The 12,532-nt window shown below is 36.1% G+C and carries 6 protein-coding genes; 4 read left to right on the plus strand and 2 right to left on the minus strand.

Annotation, left to right across the window (positions count from 1 at the left end; translation table 11 throughout):
* The coding region (locus ACQKNI_RS14875; protein WP_427282482.1) for an adhesive domain-containing protein at positions 1-4,754 on the minus strand (4,754 nt) is incomplete at its 3' end.
* Between the two features lie 493 nt (positions 4,755-5,247).
* Between ACQKNI_RS14875 and ACQKNI_RS14880 the strand changes: the two genes are divergently transcribed.
* Positions 5,248-6,900, plus strand: a complete 1,653-nt coding sequence (locus ACQKNI_RS14880) for a hypothetical protein (protein WP_098357522.1) — start codon at positions 5,248-5,250, stop codon at positions 6,898-6,900.
* Positions 6,901-7,087: 187 nt separating this feature from the next.
* Entirely contained in the window at positions 7,088-8,599 is a 1,512-nt protein-coding gene (locus ACQKNI_RS14885) for a glycosyltransferase (protein ID WP_170933761.1), read from the plus strand.
* A 295-nt stretch (positions 8,600-8,894) separates the two neighbouring features.
* Here ACQKNI_RS14885 and ACQKNI_RS14890 read toward each other — a convergent pair whose 3' ends face one another.
* Positions 8,895-9,854, minus strand: a complete 960-nt coding sequence (locus tag ACQKNI_RS14890; RefSeq protein ID WP_088230611.1) for an arsenic resistance protein — start codon at positions 9,852-9,854, stop codon at positions 8,895-8,897.
* Positions 9,855-10,166: 312 nt separating this feature from the next.
* On the opposite strand from ACQKNI_RS14890, the gene ACQKNI_RS14895 reads away from it, so the two are divergent.
* Together ACQKNI_RS14895 and brnQ are read left to right on the plus strand one after the other, a co-directional pair.
* Positions 10,167-10,859, plus strand: a complete 693-nt coding sequence (locus ACQKNI_RS14895; protein WP_088230610.1) for an FMN-dependent NADH-azoreductase — start codon at positions 10,167-10,169, stop codon at positions 10,857-10,859.
* Between the two features lie 237 nt (positions 10,860-11,096).
* Positions 11,097-12,455: a branched-chain amino acid transport system II carrier protein gene (gene brnQ, locus ACQKNI_RS14900; protein WP_088230609.1), complete on the plus strand. Its 1,359-nt coding sequence runs from the start codon at positions 11,097-11,099 to the stop codon at positions 12,453-12,455.
* Positions 12,456-12,532 lie beyond the last annotated feature (77 nt).

Here is a 12,532-nt window from a genome sequence, read left to right on the forward strand (position 1 = left end):
GAATCAGAATCGCTGTCAGAATCGCTGTCAGAGTCGGAATCAGAATCAGAGTCACTATCGGAATCAGAGTCACTATCGGAATCAGAGTCACTGTCAGAATCGGAATCAGAATCAGAGTCACTGTCAGAATCGGAATCAGAGTCAGAGTCACTATCGGAATCAGAGTCACTGTCAGAATCAGAGTCAGAATCGCTGTCGGAATCGGAATCAGAGTCGCTATCAGAATCAGAATCGCTGTCGGAATCAGAGTCACTATCGGAATCACTATCAGAGTCGCTATCAGAATCAGAGTCAGAGTCAGAATCAGAGTCAGAATCAGAGTCGCTATCGGAATCAGAATCAGAGTCACTGTCAGAATCAGAGTCGGAATCAGAGTCACTGTCAGAATCGGAATCGGAATCAGAGTCGGAATCAGAATCAGAGTCACTATCGGAATCAGAGTCACTATCGGAATCAGAGTCAGAATCGCTGTCGGAATCAGAGTCAGAATCAGAGTCGCTGTCGCTATCAGAGTCACTGTCAGAATCGGAATCAGAGTCAGAGTCAGAATCAGAGTCAGAATCGCTGTCGGAATCGGAATCAGAGTCGCTGTCGCTATCAGAGTCACTGTCAGAATCGGAATCAGAGTCAGAGTCACTATCGGAATCAGAATCAGAGTCACTGTCAGAATCAGAGTCAGAATCGCTGTCGGAATCGGAATCAGAGTCGCTGTCGCTATCAGAGTCACTGTCAGAATCGGAATCAGAGTCAGAATCAGAGTCACTGTCAGAATCAGAATCAGAATCAGAATCGGAATCAGAGTCAGAATCGGAATCAGAGTCGCTGTCAGAATCAGAGTCACTATCGGAATCAGAATCACTGTCGCTATCAGAATCGGAATCGGAATCAGAATCAGAATCAGAGTCGGAATCAGAGTCACTGTCAGAATCAGAGTCGCTGTCGCTATCGGAATCACTGTCGCTATCAGAATCGGAATCAGAATCGCTGTCGGAATCAGAGTCACTATCGGAATCACTATCAGAATCACTATCAGAGTCGCTATCAGAATCAGAGTCACTGTCAGAATCAGAATCGCTGTCGGAATCAGAGTCAGAGTCAGAGTCACTATCGGAATCAGAGTCGGAATCAGAGTCGGAATCAGAGTCGGAATCAGAGTCGGAATCAGAGTCGGAATCAGAATCAGAGTCACTGTCAGAATCAGAGTCGCTGTCGCTATCGGAATCACTGTCGCTATCAGAATCGCTGTCGGAATCAGAGTCACTATCGGAATCACTATCAGAGTCGCTATCAGAATCAGAGTCGCTATCGGAATCAGAATCAGAGTCACTGTCAGAATCAGAATCGCTGTCAGAGTCGGAATCGCTGTCAGAGTCGGAATCAGAGTCAGAGTCAGAGTCAGAGTCAGAGTCAGAGTCACTATCGGAATCAGAGTCGGAATCAGAGTCGGAATCAGAATCAGAGTCACTATCGGAATCAGAGTCGCTATCAGAATCGGAATCAGAATCAGAATCAGAGTCACTATCGGAATCAGAGTCACTGTCAGAATCAGAGTCAGAATCGCTGTCGGAATCGGAGTCGCTATCAGAATCAGAGTCGCTGTCGCTATCAGAGTCACTGTCAGAATCGGAATCAGAGTCGCTGTCGCTATCAGAGTCACTATCGGAATCAGAGTCGGAATCAGAGTCGGAATCAGAGTCAGAATCAGAGTCAGAATCAGAGTCACTGTCAGAATCAGAATCAGAATCGGAATCAGAGTCAGAGTCGGAATCAGAATCGGAATCAGAGTCAGAATCGGAATCAGAGTCGCTGTCAGAATCAGAATCACTATCGGAATCAGAGTCAGAATCAGAATCAGAGTCGCTATCGGAATCAGAGTCAGAATCAGAGTCAGAATCAGAATCAGAGTCGCTGTCAGAATCAGAGTCACTATCGGAATCACTATCTGAGTCAGAGTCAGAATCAGAATCAGAGTCGCTGTCGGAATCAGAGTCACTGTCAGAATCAGAATCAGAATCAGAGTCGCTATCGGAATCAGAGTCACTGTCGCTATCAGAGTCACTGTCAGAATCAGAGTCAGAATCGCTGTCGGAATCGGAATCAGAGTCGCTATCAGAATCAGAGTCGCTGTCGCTATCAGAGTCACTGTCAGAATCGGAATCAGAGTCAGAGTCGGAATCAGAGTCAGAATCAGAGTCACTGTCAGAATCAGAATCAGAATCAGAATCAGAATCGGAATCAGAGTCGGAATCAGAATCAGAGTCGGAATCAGAATCAGAGTCGGAATCAGAATCAGAGTCGGAATCGGAATCAGAGTCGGAATCAGAGTCAGAATCAGAGTCAGAGTCGGAATCAGAATCGGAATCAGAGTCAGAATCGGAATCAGAGTCGCTGTCAGAATCAGAGTCACTATCGGAATCAGAATCACTGTCGCTATCAGAATCGGAATCGGAATCAGAATCAGAATCACTGTCGCTATCAGAATCGGAATCGGAATCAGAATCGGAATCAGAGTCAGAGTCGGAATCACTATCGGAATCAGAATCGCTGTCAGAGTCGCTATCAGAATCGGAATCGGAATCAGAGTCACTGTCGCTATCAGAATCAGAGTCGGAATCGGAATCAGAATCAGAATCACTGTCGCTATCAGAGTCAGAGTCAGAATCAGAATCGCTATCGGAATCAGAGTCGCTATCGGAATCAGAGTCACTGTCGCTATCAGAGTCAGAGTCAGAGTCACTATCAGAATCAGAGTCACTGTCAGAATCAGAATCAGAATCAGAATCGGAATCAGAGTCAGAGTCGGAATCAGAATCAGAGTCGGAATCAGAATCAGAGTCGGAATCAGAGTCAGAGTCGGAATCAGAATCAGAGTCACTGTCGCTATCAGAATCAGAGTCAGAGTCAGAGTCAGAGTCGCTATCAGAATCAGAGTCAGAGTCGCTATCGGAATCAGAGTCACTATCGGAATCAGAATCAGAGTCGCTATCAGAGTCGCTGTCGCTATCAGAGTCACTGTCAGAATCAGAGTCAGAATCGCTATCGGAGTCAGAGTCGGAATCAGAGTCACTGTCAGAATCGGAATCAGAATCAGAGTCGGAATCAGAGTCGCTATCGGAATCAGAGTCAGAATCAGAGTCAGAATCGGAATCGCTATCAGAATCGCTATCAGAATCGGAATCAGAGTCACTATCGGAATCAGAATCAGAGTCAGAATCAGAGTCACTATCAGAATCAGAGTCAGAATCAGAGTCGGAATCGGAATCGGAATCAGAATCAGAATCAGAATCAGAATCAGAGTCGGAATCGGAATCGGAATCGGAATCAGAGTCGGAATCGGAATCGGAATCAGAGTCGGAATCAGAATCAGAGTCGGAATCAGAGTCAGAGTCGGAATCAGAATCGGAATCAGAGTCGGAATCAGAATCAGAATCAGAATCAGAGTCAGAGTCACTATCGGAATCAGAGTCAGAGTCAGAGTCGGAATCAGAGTCACTATCAGAGTCACTATCGGAATCACTATCGGAATCAGAATCGCTGTCAGAGTCGCTGTCGGAATCAGAGTCGCTATCAGAATCGGAATCACTGTCGGAATCGGAATCAGAGTCGGAATCAGAGTCACTGTCAGAATCAGAGTCAGAGTCGCTGTCAGAATCGGAATCAGAATCAGAGTCAGAATCAGAGTCAGAATCAGAGTCGGAATCAGAGTCGCTATCAGAGTCATCTTTCCAGTAAATTCTTTGTTTCGATGCGCCTGAAGTAATTAAATCTAGATTAATTAAATTCCCTTTTATTGCTGCGGCATGGAAATCAGAAAGCGGAATATTCGGATCTAAAGTTGTTGCATGCAATGTATATTTGTTTTCTCCTAGAATTCTAGCATTTAGTAGTGCATTAGCTAGATCTCCAGTTCCGTTAATTACTCCTTGAAGTAGGGCTAGTACCGGTTTTAAAGCAGTATCTACAATTGGAGTTAAAACTGGCCCTAGAATTTTCCCTAAAACTGGAAGTCCGTTTATTAACTCCTTAACAAATTGATCCAATCCATTCACAAGAGGACTAAGAATTTCCGCATATGTTTTTTGCAAGTAATTCCCTAGACCTTCATCGAAATCGACAGTAATAGTACTACCGTCGTTTGAAATTACACCTGGAAGTGAGTCTGTATAAGTTCCTAAATGTTTTAGTCCTTCGATAGTTTGATTGATGTTAGTTGTTAAATTTGTAATCGCAGTTATGAGCCCACTAACAAGTCTACCAACAAGTGGAACTTTACTGATTGGTTTTAAGATACCGTTAACCGTTTCCAATGTTGCTTGAAGACCAGTTAAAGTAGTGTTTAGTAATGGGACATCTGCAAGTTGTAAAGGTAATAGTTCGACGCTGATGTCAACTGTCGGATTTGTAATTTTTCCCCGAAGTTCTTTTGGAATTGTGAAAACAATTTTTTTATCATCTAAAGCGCCTACTTCAGCTAGTGCTCGGCCTGATAATGTTAAATCAAAATCGTATGATCCATCAGGTTTTTGTACTGGACGATCGTTAGACGTTGTTAATTTTGCATTTTGTAGAATCGTAATATCTGTAAGACCATCTGCGTAAGCTACCCCTGATTGAGCAAATGGTATATGATTTGAAGCATTTGGTGCGAAAGGTGCAATCAGTACACAAGTTGCTGTTAATAGTTTGGCAGATAGCATTAGTTTTCTAGAGTTATTAGCGTTCAACTTTTTCTTATAGTTGACCTTCTTTTTCATGTATTCTCTTCCCCTTTGATTAACTACATGTAATATTAATTTCGTGTAGTTAGTTTCATGTAATATTAAGTGAATAAATTTACTCTTTTGTAGTATAGAAGTACTAGATTAATTTCACTTAATATAAAAGTAATAATTAACTCTATGTAATGTTAGTTAAATAAATTAATATTATGTAATAATGGTTTAATTAATTTATTTCATGTAATATTAAGTACATAAAATGTAATTCCGTTAACTGTTACAAAAAGTTGTTAAGTATGACACAAAATTGCTGTAAAATGTATATTTGTGTCACACCTATGATATGGTATCATATTAAAATGGAAATGTTTAGGATTTTTTTTGTTTTTATGTATTTAATGAAAAAATTTCAAATTAGAATTCTTATATGAAGGAGAGATAGAAGGTAAAAGGGAGTGAAAATCTACTTTCCGAAAAATGGTAATGTGTGTATAATGTAAAACGTATAATTGATAGATGGAGTGAGAAAATGACACGAATATCCCGATCTGAGTTACTTGAAAAGGTAAAAAAAAGAGTACTAGCATCATTACCACAGGATCATTCTCAGAAAATAGCTTTTGTTTCTGTAGGTTTTCTAAACAAACGAGCTTTCGTATGGCAAACTCGACATGAAAATTCCAATAGAATTTGGACGAAGATAGAACGTCATATTGATAGATATTACAACGTTTCACCATGGATTAAGATTGACGTTGTTGATTCAGTACGTACTATGAGTTATGAAGAATTACAGCAACAATTTAGCACGATAGAAAGAAACAATTATTTTAGATACGGCATAGCTTTTGATAATCGATTTGAAGTAGCCTTTTTAGAGCAAGAGATAAATGCAAATGAAATTTTAAAACCTGGTCCTAATTATCGGATTTCACAATTAGGTAATGTTGATTTGCATTTTGATTTTAATAATCTTAATAAGTATATTTTTGAAAAGTATAAAAGACCACTCTTCCTAAAAGAAGAAATGCTCCATTCAAAAGTTTTACATATATTCACAACGAAATCATTTCTTATTGAAGAAAGCGGTACATTAGTAGACTTGCAAAAAAGAGAGTTGTATAACGGTATCCGTTTTATAAATGGAAAAAATGAAAAGAAACTACTAACTCATATTGTGGAAGAGGGTGGAAAGTTTTTAGTAAATCAACTTTCACATGACGGTAAATTTGTATACGGATATTTTCCTTGCTATGACCGTACTTTGACAAGTTATAATACAATTCGTCATTTTTCTAGTTTATATGCCTTATTAGAAGTTCTTGAATATACAAAGGACTTTTCGATGGTTAAAAAAATTAAATCCTCTATTGATTGGGGAATTAAACATTTAAGTAAACTAGTAGATAATCAACGGTTCTTTTTTGAAAGTACAAATAGGGAGATTAAACTAGGTGCGCAAGGTATGGTCTTGCTTGCATTAAGTAAATATATGTCTATTACAGGATCAAGAGAGTATGAATCCTCTTGTTTACAGGTTGTTTCCGCCCTTGAAAGAATGGTGGACAAGGCTGGAAATACCGTACATGTTTTAGATGGGGAAACACTTCAAGTAGTAGAAGAGTTTCGGACGGTTTATTATGATGGAGAAGCTGTTTTTGGATTAATGCGTTTATATACTTTAGTTCAAGATAAGCATATTTTAGAGCTTGCGCAACGCATTTTTGACCGTTTGATTGAAAAGAAATATTGGAAATATCATGACCATTGGTTAAGTTACGCCGCAAATGAAATTACATATTATATCAATTGTCCTGACTATTTCGATTTTGGAATTAGAAATGCTTTTGAACACTTGGAATTTATTGATAAAAGAGAGACGGCATACCCTACTCTTCTAGAGCTTATGAACTCTGCTCATTTATTAATAGAAAAATGTAAAAAAGAACATCCTGAACTATTAGAAAAATATGATGTAGAGAAGTTTGAAAAAATTAGAACCAAACGAGCTCGACATGAAATTACAGGAGTTTTTCTGCCAGAAATAGCAATGTATTTTAAAAACCCACAAAAGATACAATATGGATTCTATTCTCGGCATGATCGTTTTAGAACTAGAATAGATGATGCAGAGCATTTTCTTTCAGGATTTATTAATTATTTAAAAAATCCACAAAATTAAGTTTGGGTATAAAGTGAAAGTTTAGTCCGGTGGGATTTTGTTCATCTCCCACTTAACTTCTTTGTTTAAGCTGAATTTTGAAGTGGAGTTTTACTGCTCACAAATAGTGGGATAAATAACGTATTAATGATTATACAGTTATAGTGGAACTTCTTTAAGTAGGTTTTTGAGTGAAAGGAGATTTTTAATGAGGAAAATAGGAGTGTATTTTCTAAATTTAGATTATGGTGAAAAATTAACGGGGATTGAGATATCTTCGCTAAAGAGAGCCCAAATCTTTGATGAATTTTTAAATTATGATATAAAACTATTATCATTAAAATATAGAAGAACATTAGATAAATGCAGATCGATGTATTTGGATTCTTATAGATTGTCTAATAAGGTGAATTTCGCAAATCTATATGGAGATTTTCAACACTCGGAAAATCGGAAAATATCTAAACATGTTAGTGAGAGTATATGGTCTGCTGCTCAAGAACCTAATCAAGAAAATGTTGTGAAAGTAATAAATGAAAATAAAGAAGTTATAAAATACATCGTATACGATGAGAAAGACAAACAGAAAATTAACTATATTAACAATTTTATTCATGGGAAAAAGTATATGAAGGAGCTATTTGATGAATACGGTACATTGTCTAGTAAGCAGTATTTCGATGATACACAAAAAATAGTACGTGAAGAATATTACAGAACAGACGGCACAATAGCTTTAGTTAAAGATATAAAACAGGATATTTTCTTGTTAATGGATGAATGTGGTAACTTTCGCAAAAGTGTGACAGAAGAAGAATTAATTCAAATTTGGATTACACAGAAAATAAAAAATGATGATGAAAGCATTTTGTTCGTGGACAAAAATCGATTTTATTATCATATTGTAAAAAACATAAGAAACCCCAAGGTCCACGTTGTTCCTATAATTCATAGTACTTTTTATAATAATCCGAGTGATAAATTAAATGGGGCACTTAATTCGAATTACATACCGATTTGGAAGGACTTTAATCAAGTTGAGAAAATTGTGGTTTTAACCGGAAAGCAAAAGCAGGATATTGCTAATAGATTCGGGGGAGAAGAGAAGTTAGCTGTAATACCTCATTCTATTTCTGGTGAAATTGAAAAAGTTCCTTTTGAAAAACGTGAAAAAAATAAGTGTGTTTTATTTGCAAGATTATCACCCGAAAAACAGATTGATAAAATGGTTGGAATTTTTACAAGGGTAGTGAAAAAAATTCCTTCTGCAACATTGCATATTTATGGAGAAGGTAAAGAAAAAAGTAAATTAATAGATATAATAAAGAGAAATAATATGGAGAAAAGTATTTTTATACATCCCTTTACGTTTCAAACTAAACAAATTTTAAACGAAAGTAGCTGTTTTTTACTAACAAGCCGCAATGAGGGATTTTGTTTAGCTGCCCAAGAAGCAATTGCATGTGGATGTCCCGTTATTTATTTTGATATTGATTATTTAGGGGATTACTTAAGACATGGTGAAAATTCTATGAAAGTTGAAGCGGATAATATGGAACAATTTGCTGAAAAAGTAATAGAATTATTACAACATGATCAAACAAGAGAACGCTATAGTGAGAATTCATATGAAGTAATTAAGGAATTTACAGGAGCAATTGTTTCTAAGCAGTGGGAATCTTTAATAAAAGATTTACTATTAACAACTCCCAATAATTAAAATAATGAATACAACATGTTACTCTCAAATAGCTAGTTACTTATAGGGATACGGACCAATCACTATTAAGCTAAGGGGTTGCACGAATCATAAATTGAAAAAATAACGCTTTTGAATGATTCAATTTTTGACGAAGTTCAAAGGATATCTTATTGAAAATAGAGGATATTAGAGTGTAAGAGGAAGTCCGTATTATAAAATTACTTACTATATGTTCTTTAAAAAAACTGTAATAATAAAACTCGTCGCATGTGTAAATGGACACTGGGACGAGTTTTTATTTTTCCTAGTTTACCTAGTATTGTTTTTTCTTAATAAGCAACAACACTTGTGAAACACAAGCGAGTACGGGCAGCTCAATCAACGGCCCAATAACGAGTGCAAGTGCAATAAGAGGCTCGTCTGGAAAAGCAGTCACAGCAATAGCGAGCGCAACAGGCGAGTTTCTTGCTAATGTTGTTAAGTTTAGGCTTACTGTATCTTTATAAGATAAACGCATAATGCGCCCGATAAATTGTCCTAGTAAAAAATTAATAATGAAGAACAATAGAACAGGAATCAGTAATAATAAAACGACATTCATGTTTTGTAGTAAATATTTACCTTGGGATGCAAACATCGCTACTATGGCTAAACTTAAAAATACAATTTGGGCAGAGCTGAAAAATGGAATGAGTTTATTCTCGAGTGTTTTAGCTTTTTTCATTTTATTCATAATGAATTTTGTAGCGTGTGCAAGTAAAAATGGTAAGACGATTACGATAACAATACTTTCTACTAAAACAGAAACTGCTACGGTCTTCATTACACCAGCAAATAAAAATAAATAAATTGGAAGGAGTAGTACTTGCAAAATTAAATTTACAGGTAGAATTGCAGTAGAAAGCGCCACATTTCCTTTCGCTATTTCAGTAAATATTAAGTACCAATCTGTACATGGAGTAACCATTAACATAATAAACCCAACCCAAAGTGCTGGATGATCTGAAAGAAATAGTGCACCTAATCCCCAAGCGAGGAGAGGTGTCCATAAAAAATTAATGGTAAGGCTTGTTCCAGCAAATTTTAAATTGCGGAATCCGTTTTTTATTTCTTTTAATGGGATGCTGAGGAATAGTCCATATAGCATGAAAAATAAGAAGGGGACAATAAATTTTTCAGAATGCATATGTATCATATTAAATTGCCCCAATATAACTCCGAATATAACAGCTGCAAGAATGATAAAGGTTTGAATCTTTTCTAAAGTACTCATTAATAAATCCTCTCTATTGGTGAATTTCTCTCTCTAATTGTATTATACAAGGTATTTCACGTATGTGTTTTCGAGTTTAACATTTTGACTGAGGGAATATCTTTCTTATATATTTTTAATTTGAGATATTTTTAATTTTAAAAAGTTACTTGACTAAAGTAAGTGGTTGTAATATACTCACTTACATAAGGTAATTAAATAACAAAAAGTTTTAGAGAGTTTAACTTAAGGTATCTATTGGAATTTTTTCTTAGAATAAGAATTTTTATGATGATGAATAATGAATATGAAAAGAAAGTTTAGGTGAGGCGAGTGGGATTATTTAGCTCATTATTTGGTAAAAAAGAAGAAAATACAAAAGTAGAGGAGAATCAAGTTATGTCAAAAGTATTATTTGTAAAAGCAAACGATCGTCCAGCGGAGCAAGCAGTTAGTTCAAAAATGTATGAAACATTTGTAAGTACTTATAAAGAAGCAAATCCAAATACAGAAGTGACGGAGTTAGATTTATTTGCACTAGATCTTCCTTATTACGGAAATGTCGCTATTTCAGGCGGATATAAACGTAGTCAAGGAATGGAGTTAACAGCAGAAGAAGAAAAGGCTGTAGCAACAGTAGATCAATATTTAAATCAGTTTTTAGAAGCAGATAAAGTTGTATTTGCATTCCCATTATGGAACTTTACAGTGCCAGCACCATTAATTACGTATATTTCATACCTTTCTCAAGCGGGCAAAACGTTTAAATATACAGCAAATGGTCCAGAAGGTTTAGCTGGTGATAAGAAAGTAGTTGTGTTAGGTGCTCGTGGTTCAGATTACTCTTCAGATCAAATGGCTCCTATGGAAATGGCAGTTAATTATGTAACAAATGTGCTTGGATTCTGGGGAATTACAAATCCAGAGACAGTTGTAATTGAAGGACACAATCAATATCCAGATCGTTCACAACAAATTGTTGAAGAAGGTTTAGAAAACGTGAAAAAAGTAGCGGCGCAATTTTAACTAATGATAGTAAATGGAAAAACCAACATGGATGACCATGTTGGTTTTTTAGTCTATTACTAATGTTAAAAAATGTATATTAATAAAATGAAAGAAAAGTTTGAAAATAGTATTGCAAAATATTATCTTTCAAACTATAATTAGTTCAAGAATAGTTGATGTTCAAATTAAATATTCAGAAAATTCAATTAGTTAAAAATGGAAATGATATAGGTTATTTTGAATGGAGGTTATATGATGACGAATAAAGTACCGTTCTCGTTCGTTGTAGTTATTGGTTTAATGTTATTCGCCCTATTTTTTGGAGCAGGAAATTTAATATTCCCAGCGATGCTTGGTCAATCGGCAGGAGAAAATGTATGGATTGCTAACGCTGGATTTTTAGTAACAGGTGTTGGATTACCATTACTAGGTGTACTAGCATTTGGTTTTTCAGGTAAAGATGATTTACAGTCATTAGCAAGTCGTGTTCACCCAGTGTTCGGGATTGTGTTTACAACAGTTTTATACTTAGCAATCGGCCCGTTATTTGCAATACCAAGAACAGGAAATGTTTCTTATGAAATTGGTCTTAAACCGTTTATACCAGAAGGATTAGGTTCTACATCGTTAATTCTTTTTACAATTATATTCTTTAGCATCACTTGTTTTTTTTCGCTAAATCCTGCAAAAATTGTCGATATTGTTGGGAAAATATTAACACCAATTAAATTAACATTCATCGGGATTTTAGTAATCGTTGCTTTTATTCATCCGATTGGAGATCTGCAAGCGCCAGTTGAAGATTATACATCGCATGCGTTCTTTAAAGGATTCCAAGAAGGATACTTAACAATGGACACACTTGCATCATTCGTATTTGGGATCATCATCATTAATGCAATTAAAGAAAAAGGTGCGAAAACGAAAAAACAAATTATGGTCGTTTGTGCAAAGGCGACAATCATTGCAGCATCTATTTTAGCAATTATTTATACAGCGCTTTCTTATATGGGGGCTTCAAGTGTTGCGAAACTTGGATATTTAGAAAACGGTGGAGAAGTATTAGCAAAAGTTTCTAACTACTATTTCGGATCATATGGTGGCGTATTATTAGGATTGATGATTACAGTTGCTTGTTTAACGACTAGTGTGGGACTTGTATCAGCATGTTCTTCATTCTTCCATAAGTTATTCCCAAATGTTCCTTACAAAGCAATCGCAATCACGCTATGTGTATTTAGTGCAATTGTTGCAAACGTAGGATTAACACAACTAATCGCAGTTTCTGTTCCGGTATTGACAGCAATTTATCCACTAGCAATTGTATTGATTTTCTTAACATTCTTCCATTCACTATTTAAAGGAAGAGCTGAAGTTTATCAAGTGAGTTTAATCGTAACATTTATCATCAGCTTATTCGATGGATTGAGTGCAGCTGGAGTTAACATTGAAGTAGTAAGCAAAGTGTTCACTAAATTCCTTCCAATGCAAGAAGTAGGATTAGGCTGGATCTTCCCAGCGATTATCGGTGGATTTATCGGATATGGTATTAGCGTTTTAAAAGTGAAAAATCAAGTTCAACCAGCAACTAGAGCGGGTAAGAAAATAGGTTAAATAAAAAAAGTTATAGAACTTGTTTCTATGACTTTTTTTGTTACTATTAATAGTGAGAAAAAATAAAGTATTAGGGG

The sequence above is a fragment of the Bacillus sp. NPDC094064 genome (assembly GCF_050279585.1).
In the GTDB taxonomy this organism is placed as follows: domain Bacteria; phylum Bacillota; class Bacilli; order Bacillales; family Bacillaceae_G; genus Bacillus_A.

Coding starts and splice junctions, on each gene's coding strand:
- ACQKNI_RS14880 (WP_098357522.1), top strand. CDS start 5,248: ATGACACGAATATCCCGATCTGAGTTACTTGAAAAGGTAAAAAAAAGA.
- ACQKNI_RS14885 (WP_170933761.1), top strand. CDS start 7,088: ATGAGGAAAATAGGAGTGTATTTTCTAAATTTAGATTATGGTGAAAAA.
- ACQKNI_RS14890 (WP_088230611.1), bottom strand. CDS start 9,854: ATGAGTACTTTAGAAAAGATTCAAACCTTTATCATTCTTGCAGCTGTT.
- brnQ (WP_088230609.1), top strand. CDS start 11,097: ATGACGAATAAAGTACCGTTCTCGTTCGTTGTAGTTATTGGTTTAATG.